This is a genomic window from Methylobacterium terricola, assembly GCF_006151805.1.
Taxonomy (GTDB): domain Bacteria; phylum Pseudomonadota; class Alphaproteobacteria; order Rhizobiales; family Beijerinckiaceae; genus Methylobacterium; species Methylobacterium terricola.
Genome location: NZ_VDDA01000038.1, coordinates 1 through 16,428, shown reverse-complemented (window position 1 = coordinate 16,428; position 16,428 = coordinate 1). Strand labels below are relative to the sequence as shown.

Sequence of the window (16,428 nt, the reverse complement as noted above, 5' to 3'; positions counted from 1 at the left end):
GTTGAAGGGCGGGTCAGGGGAGGGTGCGTGATGCCGAGGATGATCGTGGGCCGGTGCCTCGGCGCGGTGCTGGTGACGGGTCTTGCCGCGGCCCCGGCCGCCGCACAATCGCCCGTCGCCGCGCCCCTCAGCCGGGTTCCGGTCGAGCAGGTGCCGCTGCCGCCGCCCCGGCCCGACGACGCCAAGGCCCCGGCGACGCAGGAACCGTCGGCCAAGGAGCCGTCAGCCAAGGAGCCGGCGGTCAAGGAGCCGGCGGTCAAGGAGCCGGCGGTCAAGGAGACCGGCCCCGACGGCCGGGCGCCGAGGACGACCGCGACGGAGACCCCCGCGCCCGTGCCGGACCCGGCGCCGCTGCCGCCCGAGCGGCCCGCCGACATCCCCTCCGGGCCGGCGCTCACGCCGGCCACGAGCGTGCCCGACGACACCGCCTGCCTGCGCCGGCTCGAGCGCCTCGGCGCCAAGGCCGAGCCGGTGGCGGCCCTCGCGGACGGGATGTGCGGGGCGGCCAAGCCCCTGCGGGTGACCGAATTGCCGGACGGCGTCGGGCTGGCGCCCGCCGCGACCCTCACCTGCACCGCCGCCGAGGCTCTCGTCCGCTGGAGCACCGAAGTGCGGGTGATCGCCGAGCGCAGCCTCGGCAAGGCGCCGCAAAGATTCCAGATCGGCGGCTCCTACGAGTGCCGCGGCCAGAATCACGATCCGAGCGCCAAGCTCAGCGAGCATTCCTATGCCAACGGGGTCGACGTGATGGGCTTTGCGTTCGACGGGAGGGCGCCGATCGCCGTCGGCACGACACGGGAGGGCACGCCCGAGGCGGCCTTCGAGGCCGCAATCAGGGCACGGGCCTGCGGCTTCTTCCGCACGGTGCTCGGCCCCGGCTCCGACGCTGCCCACGCCAACCATCTCCACCTCGACGAGCGCGAGCGCCCGGCGGGTCACCGCCTCTGCCAGTGAGCGGGAACGGGACACGGCATCCGCGGCTTTTAGGCCTTGCGAGACAGCGGGAGATACGCGGATGCGAAGGGCGGCGAGGCTCGGCACGGCTCTGTTGATGATGGGATTGTCGGGCACGGCCGGGGCCGCCGAGGTCCCGTTGACGGCGGAGGCGATCAACCAGGCACAATTCGCCGCCGGAACGTCGGACCCGGGCGGCAAGCCGGCGGACGGCAAGGAATCCGCCGGAAGGTCCGGCAAGCCGGCGGAGGACAAACGGACCGCCGAGAAGCGCCCCGACCCCCTCACCATCCGGGTGCAGGTCCTCCTCGACCGGGCCGGTTTCTCCCCCGGCGCCATCGACGGGCGCGACGGCGACAACCTGCGCGGTGCGCTCAAGGGCTTCGCCAGCGCCAAGGGCCAGACCTTCTCCGGGCGGCTCGACGCGCCGCTCTGGCAGGCGCTGTCGGGCACGAGCCAGGACCCGGCGGTGACGCGGTACACCCTGACCGAGCAGGACGTGGAAGGCCCCTACGCCGACAAGATCCCGGCGAAGATGGAGGATCAGGCCGACCTGAAGGCGTTGTCCTACGCCTCGCCCGCCGAGATGCTGGCCGAGCGCTTCCACATGAGCAAGGGACTGCTCGAGGCGCTGAACCCCGACACGCCGCTCGACAAGGCCGGCACGGCCATCACGGTGGCGGCGGTGCCGCCGCTGGAGACCGGGCGCATCCCCGCCAAGGAGCTGCCGCAGACCCCGAAGGTCAGCCGCATCGAGGTCGACAAGGACGCGCTCCAGGTCCGCGCCTATGGCGAGGACGGGACCTTGCTGCACCTCTATCCCGCCTCGATCGGCAGCGAGGAGAAGCCGGCACCGAGCGGCGTGCTCAAGGTCGAGGGCGTCGCCTTCGACCCGAACTACACCTACAATCCGAAATACGACTTCAAAGGCGTCGAGACGAAGCGCAAGTTCACCATCAAGCCCGGCCCGAACAACCCGGTCGGCGTGGTGTGGATCGACCTTTCGGGTAACGACGGCTACGGCATCCACGGTACCCCGGAGCCGGAGAAGGTCGGCAAGACCGAGTCGCATGGCTGCGTCCGGCTCACCAACTGGGACGCCCGCGACCTCGCCAAGCATGTCGAGAAGGGGGCGAAGGTCGATTTCGGGAAGTGAACCGGGCGTCGCCCGTCCGATAGGCTCCCGAGCGCCAAGACAGCCCGCAAGACAGCCCGCCCGTCATCCCGGGAGCCGCGCCGCGGAACCCGGGAGACGGTGGCGGAGCCGGTGCGGACCGGCCGGCTCCTCAATTGCCGCGCAGCAGCGCTTCCAGGACCTTCGCACCCGGCCGCCCAGTCTGCGGCATGCCGAGCCGCCGCTCGATGTCCTTGATCGCCTCGCGGGTCTTGGAGCCGACCTTGCCGTCCGGCTCGCCGACGTCGTAGCCGCGGGCGGCGAGCGCGCTCTGCAGGCTGCGGCGCTCGGCCCGCGACAGGGGCGGGTCGTCGGTCGGCCAGGCGGCCTGGATGCCGGTTTTGCCGCGCAGGCGGTCCGACAGCACCGCGATGGCGAGGCCATACGATTCGGCGGCGTTGTAGGAGTAGATCGCGTCGAAGTTCTTCGTCACCACGAAGGCCGGGCCGCCGGCGCCGGCGGGCGCCATGATGCCGACCGGCCCCTCGCCGGAGAGCGGCCGCCCGTCGAGCCGGGTGACCCCGAGCGACGCCCAGTGCGCCACCGGCTTCTTGTTCTTGCGCCCGGCCGCCGAGACGTTGAAGCCCGGCGGCAGCCGCACCTCGTAGCCCCACGGCTGGCCGTTATGCCACTTGGCGACGCGCAGGAAGTTGGCGGTGGAGCCGACCGCGTCGGGCACCGAATCGACCACGTCGCGTCGCCCGTCGCCGTCGAGGTCGACCGCGAGGCGCTGGTAGGTGGTCGGCATGAACTGGGTCTGGCCGAAGGCGCCGGCCCAGGACCCGGTGAGGCGCTCGGGCGCGATGTCGCCGCGGTCGATGATCTTCAGGGTGGCGATCAGCTCACTGCGGAAGAACTCGCGCCGGCGGGTGCCGCCGCAGGCGAGCGTCGCGAGGGACTGGACCAGCGGCATCTTGCCGAGGTTCTTGCCGAAATTCGATTCGACCCCCCACACCGCCGCGATGGTGTAGCGGTCGACGCCGTAGCGCGCCTCGGCCTGGGCGAGGGCGCTGGCATGCTGGCGCATGGCCGCGCGGCCGTCATCGACCCGCTCGTCGTCGACGAGGGCGGCCATGTAGTCCCAGATCGGGGTCTTGAACTCGGGCTGGGCCTGGGACAGCTCGATCACCTTGTCGTCGAAGCTGATCCCGGCCGTGGCGGCCTGGAACGCCGCCGGAGACACGCCGGCCGCCGCCGCGTCCTGGCCGATCCCGGCCAGGCAGGAGCGGAAATCCGCCAGCGCCGCCTGCGGCAGGCCGAGGCCGGCGAGGCAGAGCAGGGTGGCGGCCTTGAGGGTCGCGCGCCGCGTCATGAGCAGAAATCTCTCCCGTTTCGCCGGTCTAAGCATCCGAATAGGGCGGCATCAGGGTTAAGGAATCCCTGCCGCTCCGCGCCGCGACGCCCCGGCCGGACCGTCGGCAGGAAGGAGTTTCCTGAAATTGTGATGCAGATCTTGCTCATGGTCGTGCGCTCGACGGCTCAGCCGTTGGAGAAGAGCGCGCCGGAGGCCTCGAAGAACAGCCGGCCAGCCCAGCCCGCGTCAAACAATGGGCCGGCCATCTAGGACATGGTGCGACGAAGCGGGTTGCGGTTCGTCGCAGACGATGCGCCCTGTTCGACGATGGAAAGCATCGTCCGCTCGCAACGGGAACGGGCGATGCTTGAGAGCGGCGGCGTCAGGCCCAGGGCCGCTCGGCGAGCTTCGTCTCGTAGGCGTCGATCGTCGATGCCTTCTCGAGGGTCAGGCCGATATCGTCGAGCCCGTTGAGCAGGTTGTGCTTGCGGGCGGGATCGATGTCGAAGTGCAGCGTGCCGCCGTCCGGCCCCTTGATGAGCTGGTTCTCGAGGTCGATCGTCAGCGTGGCGTTGGCGCCGCGATTCGCGTCGTCGAGCAGCTTCTCGAGATCCTCCGGGGACACCGTGATCAGCAGGATGCCGTTCTTGGCGCTGTTGTTGAAGAAGATGTCGGCGAAGCTGGTCGAGATGATGCAGCGGATGCCGAAATCGGCGAGTGCCCACGGGGCGTGCTCGCGCGACGAGCCGCAGCCGAAATTGTCGCCCGCCACCAGGATCTTGGCGTTGCGGTAGGCCGGCTGGTTGAGGACGAAATCGGGATTCTCCGAGCCGTCGTCGCGGTAGCGCATCTCGGAGAACAGGCCCTTGCCGAGGCCGGTGCGCTTGATCGTCTTGAGGTACTGCTTGGGGATGATGCGGTCGGTGTCGACGTTGACGATCGGCAGCGGCGCCGCGACGCCCTCCAGAACGGTGAATTTGTCCATTGTGTCTTCGTCCGCGATGCGCGCCGCGCGAGGGGAACCCGCGCGGCGCCAGTTCGGAGGTGTTCTAGCAACTCGCCGATGCGGCGGGAAGCGCAAGCCGCGTCAGCGGGAGCGACGCGGCGTCAGCGCGATCCCGACAGCTCCAGCACGTCGTCGAAGGTGCGCAGACCTGCGCGCGGCGAGTTCACCAGCACCGCCATGTTGCCGGGCGCGTGCTGGTTCTTCCACATCTTGGTGTGGGCCTCGGGGATCTTGTCCCAGGGGAACAGCTCGCTCATGCACGGATCGACCCGGCGGTCGATCACGAACTGGTTGGCGGAGGCGGCCTGCTTCAGGTGGGCGAAGTGCGACCCCTGGATGCGCTTCTGCCGCATCCAGACGTAGCGGGCATCGAAGGTGATGTTGAAGCCGGTCGTGCCGGCGCAGAACACCACCATGCCGCCGCGCTTCACCACCAGCGCCGAGACCGGGAAGGTCGCCTCGCCCGGGTGCTCGAACACGATGTCGACGTCGTTGCCCTTGCCGGTGATGTCCCAGATCGCCTTGCCGAACTTGCGGGCCTCCTTGGTCCACTCGTTGAACTCGGGCGAGTTCACCTTCGGCAGCTGGCCCCAGCAGTTGAAGTCCTTGCGGTTGATGACGCCCTTGGCGCCCAGGCTCATGACGTAGTCGCGCTTCGACTCGTCGGAGATGACCGCGATGGCGTTGGCGCCGGCCGCCGCGCAGAGCTGCACGCCGAACACCCCGAGGCCGCCCGAGGCGCCCCAGATCAGGACGTTCTGGCCCGGCTTGATCGTGTGCGGCGCGTGGCCGAACAGCATCCGGTAGGCGGTGGCGAGCGTCAGCGTGTAACAGGCGCTCTCCTCCCAGGTCAGGTGCTTGGGCCGGTGCATCAGCTGGCGCGACTGCACCCGGCAGAACTGGCCGAACGAGCCGTCCGGAGTCTCGTAGCCCCAGATGCGCTGGGTCGGCGAGAACATCGGGTCGCCGCCGTTGCACTCCTCGTCGTCGCCATCGTCCTGGTTGCAGTGGACGATGACCTCGTCGCCGACCTTCCAGCGCTTCACCTTGGCGCCGACCGCCCAGACGATGCCCGAGGCATCCGATCCGGCGACGTGGAAATCGGCCTTGTGGACGTCGAACGGCGAGATCGGCTCTCCGAGGCCGGCCCAGACGCCGTTGTAGTTCACGCCGGCAGCCATGACGAGGACGAGCACCTCGTCGTCGCCGATCGACCAGGTCGGCAGAACCTCGATCTGCATCGAGGTCTCCGGGGGGCCATGGCGTTCGCGCCGGATGGCCCAGGCATACATTTTCGCCGGGACGTGGCCGAGCGGCGGAATTTCGCCGATCTCATACAGGTCCTTCAACTCGGACCCACCCTTCGCCACCGGCTCCAGCGCGGCGCTCGCAGCCATCGCGGACCCTCCCTTGAAATATTGCACTGCACCGTGGATTCTAGCGTCGTTCCAGGGGGCGTCCAATAGCCCTTTAGGCGACGCAGGCCGACTTGTCGGCCTTAGGTCATGGGTGACGGTTAATCCGGGCACCGCTAGCATCCGGCCATCGGTGGGCGACGCGCCCACCCGGCCGGGCAACGAGGGCGAGGGTGGAATGGGCGAGCCGGAGGTCAAGCGTGACAAGCCGTGGATCATCCGCACCTATGCGGGCCATTCCACGGCGGCGGAATCGAACGCGCTGTATCGCGGCAACCTCGCCAAGGGGCAGACCGGCCTGTCGGTCGCCTTCGACCTGCCGACCCAGACCGGCTACGACCCGGACCACGAGCTCGCCCGCGGCGAGGTCGGCAAGGTCGGCGTCTCGATCGCGCATCTCGGCGACATGCGGACCCTGTTCCAGGACATCCCGCTGTCGCAGATGAACACCTCGATGACCATCAACGCCACGGCCCCCTGGCTGCTGGCGCTCTATCTCGCGGTGGCCGAGGAGCAGGGGGCGCCGTTCTCGGCCCTCCAGGGCACGACCCAGAACGACATCATCAAGGAGTACCTGTCGCGGGGCACCTACGTGTTCCCGCCGGGCCCGTCCCTGCGGCTCACCAAGGACGTGATCCTGTTCACGACGAGCCAGGTTCCGAAATGGAACCCGATGAACGTCTGCTCCTACCACCTGCAGGAGGCGGGGGCGACGCCGGTCCAGGAGCTGTCCTACGCCCTCGCGGTGGCCATCGCCGTCCTCGACACGGTGCGGGACGATCCCGATTTCGACGAGGCGAGCTTCGCCGACGTGGTCGGGCGGATCTCGTTCTTCGTCAATGCGGGCCTGCGCTTCGTCACCGAGATCTGCAAGATGCGGGCGTTCTGCGATCTCTGGGACGAGATCACCCGTGACCGCTACGGCATCGACGACCCGCGGAAGCGCATCTTCCGCTACGGCGTGCAGGTGAACTCGCTCGGCCTCACCGAGCAGCAGCCGGAGAACAATGTCCACCGCATCCTGATCGAGATGCTGGCCGTCACCCTGTCGAAGCGCGCCCGCGCCCGGGCGGTGCAGCTGCCGGCCTGGAACGAGGCGCTCGGCCTGCCGCGCCCCTGGGACCAGCAATGGTCGATGCGGATGCAGCAGATCCTCGCCTTCGAGACCGATCTCCTCGAATACGACGACATCTTCGACGGCTCGGTCGTCATGGACGCCAAGGTCGAGGCCCTGAAGGCCGAGACCCGGGCCGAGCTGGCCCGGATCGGGGCGCTCGGCGGGGCCGTCGCGGCGATCGAGACCGGGGCGATGAAGCGGGCGCTGGTCGAATCGAACGCCCGGCGCATCGCGGCGATCGAGCGCGGCGAGCAGGTCGTGGTCGGCGTCAACAAGTTCCAGAACGGCGAGCCCTCGCCGCTGACCGCCGGCGACGGCGCGATCTTCACCGTCTCGGAGACCGTCGAGATGGAGGCGCAAGGCCGCATCAAGGCCTGGCGTGCCCAGCGCGATGGCGCCGCGGTCGCGTCGGCGCTCGACGAGCTGGAGGCGGCGGCGCGCGAGGGCCGCAACGTGATGCCGGCCTCGATCGCCTGCGCCAAGGCCGGGGTCACCACCGGCGAGTGGGGCGAGCGCCTGCGCCAGGTCTTCGGCGAGTACCGGGCACCGACCGGCGTGACGCCGGAAACCGTCACCTCGGGGGCGGCCGAGGAGGCGCGGCTCCTCGTCGCCGATCTCGGCGAGCGGCTCGGCGAGGCGCCGAAGCTGGTCGTCGGCAAGCCCGGCCTCGACGGCCACTCGAACGGCGCCGAGCAGATCGCGCTCCGCGCCCGCGACGTCGGCTTCGACGTGACCTATGACGGCATCCGCCAGACCCCGGCCGAGATCGTCGCCAAGGCCCGCGAGCGCAACGCCCACATCATCGGCCTGTCGATCCTCTCCGGCTCGCACGTGCCTCTGGTGCGCGAGGTCCGCTCGCGCCTGCGCCAGGAAGGCCTCGACCACATCCCGGTCGTGGTCGGCGGCATCATCTCGCCCGAGGACGAGCTGGTTCTGAAGAACATGGGCGTCGCCGCGATCTACACCCCGAAGGACTACGCCCTCGACACGATCATGGTCGGCCTCGCCAAGGTGGTCGAGCGGTCGATCGCCCGGCGCGAGGCGGAGGAGGCGGCGCCGCGGCGGGAAGAGGTGTTCTGAGGGAGGACGCCCGCCCGGGCTCCCGCGACCGAGTTCAGACCCTCCCGGTCATCCCGGGGCCGCGCAGCGGAGCCCGGGATGACCTGTCGGTTCGGTGATCGTTGCGACATGCTGGGATCCGTGCCCGTCCAGGCAAGCTCCAGTCTATCCCCCTCCCTTGACTGTCCTGTCGACGCGCGCACACTCCCCTCACCGCGCCGATCCAACAGAGCGCGACCACGGGAGGAGCACCATGCTGACACGCCGCGGTTTCGCGGGGTTCGCCTCGTGCGCGATCTGCACCCTGACCGGCTTTCTCGCCACCGACGCGGGCGCCCAGTCGCCGCCGGCCGCCACGCCGGGGGTGAAGCGCAAGATGCTGGGCCAGACCGAGGGGCCGGCACCCGGCTACGTCACCATCACCGCCGAGGTCGAGATCGAGCCCGGCGTGCTGGTCGGCCGCCACACCCATCCGGGGATCGAATCGGGCTACGTCGTCGAGGGCGAGATCGAGCTGCCGATCGAGGGTCAGCCGACCCGGGTGCTCAAGGCCGGCGACGGTTTCCAGGTGCCGCCGGGAATCGCCCATGGCGGGGCCAAGAGCGGGCCGAAGCCGGTGCGCCTCGTCAGCACCTACATCGTCGAGAAGGGCAAGCCGCTCGCCTCGCCGGCGTGAGGCGACGTCTGGCTGCCGGCGGAGCGGTGGGGTAGGGGTGGGCTCCCATCCTCGCCCATACTCCGCTGCATGCCGCTTCCTCCTCTCGTCGCCGTTCCTGTCGCCGCGGCCCTGTCGGCCGGCCTGATCGTCGCCCTGCGCCCGCTCCTCCAGCGCTACGCCCTGGCGCGGCCGAATGCCCGGTCGAGCCACCGGGTCCCGACCCCGCAGGGCGGCGGCATCGCGGTGATCGCCGCGGCCCTCGCGGCGGTGGTCGGGCTGGGCGGGGTGCCGGGGGGCGAGATCGGTGCGGTCGCGATCGGCGCCGTCGTCCTCGCCGTGGTCGGCGCCATCGACGACATCCGGCCGCTCCCGGTCGCGCTGCGCCTTCCGCTCCAGGCGGCGGCGGTGGTGCTGGTGCTCTCGGCCGCCGGCGGGCAGCTCGTCCCCGGTCTGCCGCTCTGGCTGGAGCGCGGCCTCGCGGTGCTGGCCGGGCTGTGGTTCGTCAACCTCACGAACTTCATGGATGGGCTCGACTGGATGACGGTGGCCGAGATGGTGCCCGTGCTCGGCGCTCTCCTGGCCTTCGGCCTCGCCGGCCACCTGCCCGGAGCCGCAACCCTGGTCGCGGCGGCGCTCCTCGGCGGTCTCCTCGGCTTTGCGCCGTTCAACCGGCCGGTGGCGACACTCTTCCTCGGCGATGTCGGCTCCCTGCCCATCGGCCTCGTCGTCGCCTGGCTGCTCTACCGGCTCGCCGGGGAAGGGGGGCTCGCCGCCGCGATCCTGCTGCCGCTCTATTTCCTCGCGGATGCGACCCTCACCCTCGGACGCCGGGCGCTGGCCGGCGAGACGGTCTGGCAGGCGCATCGCAGCCATTTCTACCAGCGCGCCACCACCAACGGCCGCTCGGTGCCGTTCGTCGTCGGGGCGGTGTTCATCGTCAACCTCGCCCTGGGGCTCCTTGCCACCGCGACGCTGGCGGCGCCGGGCTGGGCGATGTCGCTCGCCGCGCTTGCGCTCGGCGCGGCGCTCGTCGCCGGGCTGCTCCGGCTCTTCTCCCTGCCCGCCGCCAGGACCAAAGCCGCATGACTGCTCCCCTCGTCGCCCTCACCGGCTCGACCGGCTTCATCGGCCGCCACCTGCTGACGGCGCTCACCGCCCGGGGCTACCGGGTGCGGGTGCTGCTGCGCCGCCCGGTGGAGCTGCCGCCGGGCATCAGCGGCGCGGTGGTCGGCGACCTCGCCCGGCCGCAGAACATGGCGGCGGCGCTCTCCGGCGCCGACGCGGTCGTGCACTCGGCCGGGCTCGCCCACGCGATGTCCGGGGCGCCGGAGGACGATTACCGCAGCTTCAACACTGAGGCGACGCGCGGGCTCGCCCAGGCGGCGGCCCGCGCCCGGGTGCGCCGCTTCGTGTTCCTGTCCTCGATCCGGGCCCAGTCCGGACCCTCCGCCCCCGGCCTTCTGACCGAAGCTGATGCTCCGGCCCCGACCGACGCCTATGGCCGCTCGAAGCTCGCCGCCGAGGAGGCGTTGGCCGGCATTGATGTCGACTACGCCGCGTTGCGGCCGGTGCTGGTCTACGGTCCGGGCCAGAAGGGCAACATGGCGGCGCTGATGCGGCTTGCGGGAACACCGTACCCGCTTCCCCTCGCGGGGCTCTCCGGGCGGCGCTCCCTGGTCTCGGTCGAATCCTTGAGCGATGCGATCGATGCGGTGCTGCGGGCACCCGGCTCCCTGCGCCGTCCCCTGATCGTCAGCGAAGCCGACCCGATGAGCGTGCCCGAGATGATCGGCGCCCTGCGCGCCGGCCTCGGCCGCCGGCCCGGCTTGCTGCCGGTGCCGCGCGCGCTCCTCGACGCGGCCCTGAACCTCACCGGACGGGGCGAGCTGCGCGAGCGCCTCGCCGGCTCCCTGGTCGCGCGGGCGGCGGGGCTGGAGGCGATGGGATGGCGGGCGCCGGTCGAGACCCGCAGCGGCCTCGCGGCCCTGGCGCGGGCCGGCGGCTGAGGCGGATCGATCCGGCGCCCGATCGCGACCGGGCGCCGGAACGGATCAATCCTCGGCGTCGTCCTCGTCGGGCTGGCGGATACCGTAGCGGTTCTCGAGGTTCACGCTCGGGCGCGGTGCCCGATCGCCGGCATCGCGGGGGGCGAAGTCGCGCGGTCCGTCAGTGCCGGGCGCGCGGGGCTGGCGCCCCGGGCGGTCGCCCTGGTCGCGGCCGATGCGGGGGATCAGCTGCACGATGTCGACGAAGTCGTCGGCCTGGCGGCGCAACTCGTCGGCGACCATCGGCGGCTGCGTCTGCACCGTGGACACCACGGTCACCCGCACGCCGCGGCGCTGCATCGCCGCCACCAGCGGCCGGAAGTCGCCGTCGCCGGAGAACAGCACCATGTGATCGATATAGGGGCTGAGCTCCATGGCATCGATCGTCAGCTCGATGTCCATGTTGCCCTTGACCTTGCGCCGGCCCGTCGAATCGGTGAACTCCTTCACCGGCTTGGTGACGACGCGGTAGCCGTTGTAGTCGAGCCAGTCGATCAGCGGCCGGATCGAGGAATATTCCTGGTCCTCGACCAGGGCCGTATAATAGAAGGCGCGGACCAGATTCTCGCGCGCCCGGAAATCCGCCAGGAGCTTGCGATAATCGATGTCGAAACCGAGGGCCTTGGTGGTCGCGTAGATATTGGCGCCATCGATAAACAAGGCGCTGCGGGGTGGATTGGCCATTATGGGTCCTTGAGCATGCGGTACGGCCGCACGGAAAGAATCACTTGCGAGAAAAGCCGCTACGAGCAAAGCACTGCCCCCTGAGTATTCAGGCGGGGGCAATCAGCGCGGGTGCCGCACACCGGACAGCGGCCGCAATTCCTACAGCTAAGGACGCGCCGCCGCGCCTGTCAAGCGAGACGACGGCGGCGCGTTGGGAATAAGCTCGAGGCCCTCGGAGAGGCCCAGGTCGATGCGTCGTCGGGATCAGGCGCCCGGCAGGGCCCGGCTGCCGGGCTTCACGGCGGGAATCGCGGCGAGCTCCGGCGGCAGCTGGTCGGCCGGGTAGTTCGGGATGTCGAGGGTGACGAGGGCGACGAGGGGCAGGCCGAGATCGGCCTTGCCGCCGGAGCGGTCGATCAGGCAGGCGGCGCCCACCACCTCGCCGGGCTCCTCCGTCAGGGCGGCCAGGCACTCGCGCGAGGACAGGCCGGTGGTGACGATGTCCTCGACCATCACCGCGCGGGCGCCCTTCGGGATCTGGAAACCGCGGCGCAGGGCGAAGGGCTTGCCCGGGTCGCGCTCGACGAAGATCGCCTTGGCGCCGAGCGCCCGGGCGGTCTCGTAGCCCGGGACGATCCCGCCGATCGCCGGCGAGACGACGTAATCGACCCGGCCGTACCGGTCCGCGATCCGCTCGGCCAAGGCCGCGCAGACCCGGGCGGTGCGCACCGGATCGGTGAAGATCGCCATTTTCTGCAGGAAGACCGCGCTGTGCAGCCCGGAGGAGAGCACGAAATGGCCCTCAAGCAGGGCGCCGGCGGAGCGGAATTCGGCGAGGACGTCGTCGGGGGTCATGGCACCTTCAGTGGTCGTTCGAGAGCGGCACTGAGCCGGGGCTTGTGGCAGCGCCCCGGCCCGCGCGCAATCCCGCCCGTTTACCCGTTCACGCGATCCACCCGGCTCACCACGCGCTTGGCCCGCAGTTCCGACACGATGGCGTTGAGATGCTTGAGGTCCCAGACCGCGAGGTCGATCGTCACGTCGGTGAAGTCCTGGGTCCGGCGCTTCATCGAGATGTTGTCGATGTTGCCGTCATGGTCGGCGATCACCTGGGCGATCTGGGCGAAGCTGCCGGGCTCGTTGATCGATTGCAGGGCGAGCCGCGCCGGGAAGCGCTGATTGGAGGCGCCGTCCACGTCCCAGCGCACGTCGAGCCAGCGGTCCGGCTCGTTATCGAAGGCGGCGAGCGCCGGCGACTGGATCGGGTAGATCGTCACGCCCTCGCCGGGGGTGAGGATGCCGACGATCCGGTCGCCCGGCACCGCGCCGCCGTCGGGAGCGAAGCGCACCAGCAGGTCGCGGTCGAGGCCGCGGATCGGGATCGCCCCGTCGTCGGGCGTGCCCTCCGTGGCGGCCCCGTCCTTGGCCGCCCCATCCTTGGTCGACGCCTTGCCCGGCCAGGTCAGGCGCACCGTCTGGTCCTTGTCGAGGGACAGCCGCCCGGCACCGTTGACGTGCGGACGGGGCTGGCCCGGCGCGGGCTGGCTCGCGGCGGCGCGGCGCTCGTCCTTGTAGTCGGGATAGACCGCCTTCACGACGTCGCCGGAGAACATCTCGCCCCGGCCGACCGCGGCGAACACGTCCTCGGTCGATTGGCGGGCGAGGCGGGGGAGGGCGCCGCGCAGCTTCTCGTCGGAGAAGTTCTTGCCGGCGCGCTCGAAGGCGCGGTCGAGGATCTGGCGGCCCAAGCCCGCATATTGCCGGCGCACCGCCGAGCGGGTGGCCCGCCGGATCGCCGCGCGGGCCTTGCCGGTGACGACCAGGGATTCCCACGCGGCCGGCGGGATCTGGCCGTCGGCCCGGGCGATCTCGACCTCGTCGCCGTTCTGCAACTCGGTGAGGAGCGGCGCGATGCGGCCGTTGATCTTGGCGCCGACCGCGGTGTTGCCGACGTCGGTATGGACCGCATAGGCGAAATCGATCGGGGTCGCGCCCCGGGGCAGGGCGATCAGCCGGCCCTTCGGGGTAAAGCAGAAGACCTGGTCCTGGAACAGCTCGAGCTTGGTGTGCTCCAGGAACTCCTCCGGGCTGTCGCCCTCGGCCAAGAGCTCGATGGTGCGGCGCAGCCACTGGTAGGCGCCGCTCTCGGTGGCGAGGTGCGGCGCGCCGTCCTTGTAGAGGGCGTGGGCGGCGATGCCGTACTCGCCGATCTCGTCCATCTCGGTGGTGCGGATCTGCAGCTCGACGCGCTGGCTCTTCGGCCCGATCACGGTGGTGTGGATCGAGCGGTAATCGTTCTGCTTCGGGGTCGAGATGTAGTCCTTGTAGCGGCCCGGCACCATCGGCCAGGTGGTGTGGACAACGCCGAGCGCGCGGTAGCAGGTATCGACCTCGTCGACGATGACCCGGAAGCCGAAGATGTCGGAGAGCTGCTCGAACGCGACCGACTTGCGCTCCATCTTGCTCCAGATCGAGTAGGGGCGCTTCTGCCGTCCCTTGACGGTGGCGGAGATGCCGGCATGGGCGAGCTTCGCCGTCAGGTCGCGCTCGATGCTCTCGACCAGTCGCTCGGACTTGGCCGAGAGGTCGGACAGGCGCTTGCTGATCGTCGCGTAGACGTCGGGCTTGAGGTTGACGAAGGACAGGTCCTCCAGCTCCTCGCGCAATTCCTGCATGCCCATCCGACTCGCGAGCGGCGCGTAGATGTCGAGGGTCTCCTGGGCGATGCGGGCCCGCTTCTCGGCCGGCATGTGCTGCAGGGTGCGCATGTTGTGCAGCCGATCGGCGAGCTTGACCAGCAGCACCCGCACGTCCGCCGCGATGGCGAGCAGCAGCTTGCGGAAGTTCTCGCCCTGCGCGGCGCGCTTCGAGACCAGGTCGAGGCGCTTGATCTTGGTGAGCCCGTCGACCAGCTTGCCGATCTCGGGCGAGAACACCCGGTTGATCTCGTCGAGGGTGGCGGCGGTGTCCTCGACGGTGTCGTGCAGGACCGCCGCCACGATGGTGGCGTCGTCGAGCCGCAGATCGGTGAGGATGGCCGCCACCTCGAGCGGGTGGGCGAAGAAGGGATCGCCCGAGGCGCGCTTCTGCGTGCCGTGCGCCCGCATCGCGTAGACGTAGGCCCGGTTCAGCAGCCCCTCGTCGGCGCCGGGATTGTAGGCCTTGACCCGCTCGACGAGCTCGTACTGGCGCATCATCCGCCGTTGGTCTCCTTGGCGCGCGACTGGGCGCCGGCCGGAGCCGGCGCGGGGGCGTCGCGGCGTGCCGGATCTGAGCCGGTTGCGCTGAACGCCGACGACGCTGGTGGAGGTCCAGGCTCAAATATCGAGCCGAACGGGCGGCGGCGCCAGCCCCTAAACGTCGCGGCAGCTCTGCTTCCGTGGGGATCGGTCAAAAAGGTCACGAAAAAACCCGGCCTCTCGGCCGGGTTCGGTTCGCGTCGGGTTCTGACGGAAGGCGTGCCCGCCCTCTCGGGAGGGCTAGTCGCCCTCCTCCTCCGTCTCGGTCGGGGGCGCGAGATTCTCGAGGCCGCGCAGCAGGTCCTCCTCGCTCATCCGGTCGAACTGGATGTCGTCGCCGTCGCCCGAGCCCTGCGGGGCCACGGCTGCGGCGGCGGGCGAGCTGGAGAGCAGCGGCACCGTCTCGGCCTCCGGCTCGTCGACCTCGACGTATTTCTGCAGCGAGTGGATCAGCTGCTCCTTGAGGTCGTCCGGCGTGATGGTCTCGTCGGCGATCTCGCGCAGGGCCACGACCGGGTTCTTGTCGCGGTCGCGGTCGATGGTGAGGGGCGCGCCGGAGGAGAGCAGGCGGGCCCGGTGGCCGGCGAGCAGCACCAGCTCGAAGCGGTTCTCGACCTTGTCGATGCAGTCTTCAACGGTGACGCGAGCCATGCGCGACCCCTTCCTTGGTCAAACGGAAATCTTGGAGGTATGGCCTCCCTACACGAGATGCCGTTTTGCAACAAGCACCTGCGCCGCCCGGCCTAATGTTTCCGGATGATTGCGCGATCGGCGATCCACAACGACAAGGCGATCGACCGGCTCCCGTCCCCGATCGGCGGCGCAGGAGGCGGCACACGCCTGAGGAGACGACCCATGACAAACCGTCTGAGCCGGCGCCACCTGCTCGGCTGCGGCTGCGCTCTCGGCGCGGGACTTGCCGCCACCGCCGCGATGCCGCCCGGCCTCGCCCTGGCGGCCGCCCCGTCGACGAAGCGCACCACCATGACGCCCGACCAGGCGCTCGACGCGATGAAGGAGGGCAACCGGCTGTTCAAGACCGACAGCCCGGTCCGCGCGGTCCAGGGCCGCGACCGGCGCATCGAGATCGCGCTGGGGCAGACGCCGTTCTGCGTCCTGGTGAGCTGCTCGGATTCCCGCGTCTCGCCCGAGATCCTGTTCGGCCGCGGCCTCGGCGAATTGTTCATCGTGCGCAATGCCGGCAACACCGTCGACACCACGGCGCTCGGCTCGATCGAGTACGCGGTGGCCAAGCTCGGCGTGCCGCTGATCCTGGTGATGGGCCACAGCCGCTGCGGCGCCGTCGAGGCGGCGGTGGACGTGGTGACGAACAACACGGTGCTGCCCGGCGCCATCGGCCAGATGATCGAGCCGATCGTGCCGGCGGTGCTGAGCGTGCGCGACAAGGGCGGCGATCTCGTCGAGAACGCGGTGCGGGCGAATGTCGGCCGGGTGGTGCGGCGCCTGCGCACCGCCTCGGACCCGGAGCTCCTGACCCCGCTCGCCGAGAAGCGGCTGCGGATCGTCGGGGCGGCCTACAGCCTCGATACCGGCGAGGTCGACTTCTTCGACGAGGGCTGAGAGCCTGTTTGACTATGAAGAGCTGTATTGGTGCCGCTCATAGGCCTGCATGAGCCTATGGCAATTGGCGATACTGATGCTGTCCTCGGCCGCCGCTGGGCTGTGCTCCCAGTGGCGGGTCAGGCGGCGGTAGCGCGTCGAGAGCGTGCCGAACGTCGCCTCGATCCGCCAGCGCAGCGGCAGCGGCTGGAAGCCCGTGGCCTGCGCCTCACGGGTGGAG

General features: G+C 70.3%; 14 protein-coding genes and 1 pseudogene. 7 read left to right on the top strand and 8 right to left on the bottom strand.

Annotated features, from left to right (window positions below; translation table 11 throughout):
- The first annotated feature begins 30 nt into the window (after nt 1–30).
- The gene (locus tag FF100_RS32910; protein ID WP_246102652.1) at nt 31–954 is read left to right on the top strand and encodes an extensin-like domain-containing protein; all 924 of its coding nucleotides are present in this window, start codon (nt 31–33) and stop codon (nt 952–954) included.
- A 61-nt stretch (nt 955–1,015) separates the two neighbouring features.
- Nucleotides 1,016–2,110, top strand: a complete 1,095-nt coding sequence (locus FF100_RS32905; protein WP_139040238.1) for a L,D-transpeptidase family protein — start codon at nt 1,016–1,018, stop codon at nt 2,108–2,110.
- A 130-nt stretch (nt 2,111–2,240) separates the two neighbouring features.
- On the opposite strand, the gene FF100_RS32900 is transcribed toward FF100_RS32905, so the two are convergent.
- The 3 genes from FF100_RS32900 to ccrA all read right to left on the bottom strand — a co-directional run bounded on the left by FF100_RS32900 (nt 2,241) and on the right by ccrA (nt 5,825).
- Complete coding sequence (locus tag FF100_RS32900; RefSeq protein WP_139040237.1) at nt 2,241–3,440, bottom strand: lytic murein transglycosylase; 1,200 nt, start codon at nt 3,438–3,440, stop codon at nt 2,241–2,243.
- Between the two features lie 364 nt (nt 3,441–3,804).
- On the bottom strand, nt 3,805–4,407 hold the full coding sequence (leuD, locus tag FF100_RS32895) for a 3-isopropylmalate dehydratase small subunit (protein ID WP_139040236.1): 603 nt from the start codon (nt 4,405–4,407) through the stop codon (nt 3,805–3,807).
- Between the two features lie 122 nt (nt 4,408–4,529).
- Nucleotides 4,530–5,825, bottom strand: coding sequence for a crotonyl-CoA carboxylase/reductase (ccrA, locus tag FF100_RS32890; RefSeq protein WP_139040235.1), 1,296 nt, complete (start codon nt 5,823–5,825; stop codon nt 4,530–4,532).
- 196 nt (nt 5,826–6,021) lie between these two features.
- Between ccrA and FF100_RS32885 the strand changes: the two genes are divergently transcribed.
- From FF100_RS32885 to FF100_RS32870, 4 genes are all read left to right on the top strand, one after another.
- Entirely contained in the window at nt 6,022–8,040 is a 2,019-nt protein-coding gene (locus tag FF100_RS32885) for a protein meaA (protein WP_139040261.1), read from the top strand.
- 232 nt (nt 8,041–8,272) lie between these two features.
- On the top strand, nt 8,273–8,695 hold the full coding sequence (locus FF100_RS32880) for a cupin domain-containing protein (RefSeq protein ID WP_139040234.1): 423 nt from the start codon (nt 8,273–8,275) through the stop codon (nt 8,693–8,695).
- Nucleotides 8,696–8,764: 69 nt separating this feature from the next.
- The gene (locus FF100_RS32875) at nt 8,765–9,763 is read left to right on the top strand and encodes an MraY family glycosyltransferase (RefSeq protein ID WP_139040233.1); all 999 of its coding nucleotides are present in this window, start codon (nt 8,765–8,767) and stop codon (nt 9,761–9,763) included.
- On the top strand, nt 9,760–10,683 hold the full coding sequence (locus tag FF100_RS32870; protein ID WP_139040232.1) for an NAD-dependent epimerase/dehydratase family protein: 924 nt from the start codon (nt 9,760–9,762) through the stop codon (nt 10,681–10,683). Before FF100_RS32875 ends, FF100_RS32870 begins: the two co-directional genes overlap by 4 nt.
- Nucleotides 10,684–10,728: 45 nt before the next feature.
- Here FF100_RS32870 and FF100_RS32865 read toward each other — a convergent pair whose 3' ends face one another.
- The 4 genes from FF100_RS32865 to rpoZ form a co-directional block, all read right to left on the bottom strand.
- Nucleotides 10,729–11,406 (bottom strand): LabA-like NYN domain-containing protein, encoded by a 678-nt coding sequence (locus tag FF100_RS32865; RefSeq protein WP_139040231.1) that lies wholly within the window; start codon nt 11,404–11,406, stop codon nt 10,729–10,731.
- A gap of 246 nt (nt 11,407–11,652) precedes the next feature.
- A complete protein-coding gene (pyrE, locus tag FF100_RS32860; RefSeq protein WP_139040230.1) occupies nt 11,653–12,243 on the bottom strand; it encodes an orotate phosphoribosyltransferase in 591 nt (196 codons plus the stop codon).
- Nucleotides 12,244–12,323: 80 nt separating this feature from the next.
- Nucleotides 12,324–14,585 carry a RelA/SpoT family protein gene (locus FF100_RS32855; RefSeq protein ID WP_139040229.1) on the bottom strand — a complete coding sequence of 754 codons (2,262 nt, stop codon included), beginning with the start codon at nt 14,583–14,585 and terminating at the stop codon, nt 12,324–12,326.
- A 282-nt stretch (nt 14,586–14,867) separates the two neighbouring features.
- On the bottom strand, nt 14,868–15,278 hold the full coding sequence (gene rpoZ, locus FF100_RS32850) for a DNA-directed RNA polymerase subunit omega (RefSeq protein WP_048436834.1): 411 nt from the start codon (nt 15,276–15,278) through the stop codon (nt 14,868–14,870).
- Nucleotides 15,279–15,482: 204 nt separating this feature from the next.
- Here rpoZ and FF100_RS32845 point away from each other — a divergent pair, with 204 nt between their 5' ends.
- Entirely contained in the window at nt 15,483–16,208 is a 726-nt protein-coding gene (locus FF100_RS32845; RefSeq protein ID WP_139040228.1) for a carbonic anhydrase, read from the top strand.
- A gap of 12 nt (nt 16,209–16,220) precedes the next feature.
- On the opposite strand, the pseudogene FF100_RS32840 reads toward FF100_RS32845, so the two are convergent.
- Nucleotides 16,221–16,428, bottom strand: a pseudogene (locus FF100_RS32840) (IS5-like element ISMpo5 family transposase); the annotation flags it as partial.

Coding starts and splice junctions, on each gene's coding strand:
- FF100_RS32910 (WP_246102652.1), top strand. CDS start 31: ATGCCGAGGATGATCGTGGGCCGGTGCCTCGGCGCGGTGCTGGTGACG.
- FF100_RS32905 (WP_139040238.1), top strand. CDS start 1,016: ATGCGAAGGGCGGCGAGGCTCGGCACGGCTCTGTTGATGATGGGATTG.
- FF100_RS32900 (WP_139040237.1), bottom strand. CDS start 3,440: ATGACGCGGCGCGCGACCCTCAAGGCCGCCACCCTGCTCTGCCTCGCC.
- leuD (WP_139040236.1), bottom strand. CDS start 4,407: ATGGACAAATTCACCGTTCTGGAGGGCGTCGCGGCGCCGCTGCCGATC.
- ccrA (WP_139040235.1), bottom strand. CDS start 5,825: ATGGCTGCGAGCGCCGCGCTGGAGCCGGTGGCGAAGGGTGGGTCCGAG.
- FF100_RS32885 (WP_139040261.1), top strand. CDS start 6,022: ATGGGCGAGCCGGAGGTCAAGCGTGACAAGCCGTGGATCATCCGCACC.
- FF100_RS32880 (WP_139040234.1), top strand. CDS start 8,273: ATGCTGACACGCCGCGGTTTCGCGGGGTTCGCCTCGTGCGCGATCTGC.
- FF100_RS32875 (WP_139040233.1), top strand. CDS start 8,765: ATGCCGCTTCCTCCTCTCGTCGCCGTTCCTGTCGCCGCGGCCCTGTCG.
- FF100_RS32870 (WP_139040232.1), top strand. CDS start 9,760: ATGACTGCTCCCCTCGTCGCCCTCACCGGCTCGACCGGCTTCATCGGC.
- FF100_RS32865 (WP_139040231.1), bottom strand. CDS start 11,406: ATGGCCAATCCACCCCGCAGCGCCTTGTTTATCGATGGCGCCAATATC.
- pyrE (WP_139040230.1), bottom strand. CDS start 12,243: ATGACCCCCGACGACGTCCTCGCCGAATTCCGCTCCGCCGGCGCCCTG.
- FF100_RS32855 (WP_139040229.1), bottom strand. CDS start 14,585: ATGATGCGCCAGTACGAGCTCGTCGAGCGGGTCAAGGCCTACAATCCC.
- rpoZ (WP_048436834.1), bottom strand. CDS start 15,278: ATGGCTCGCGTCACCGTTGAAGACTGCATCGACAAGGTCGAGAACCGC.
- FF100_RS32845 (WP_139040228.1), top strand. CDS start 15,483: ATGACAAACCGTCTGAGCCGGCGCCACCTGCTCGGCTGCGGCTGCGCT.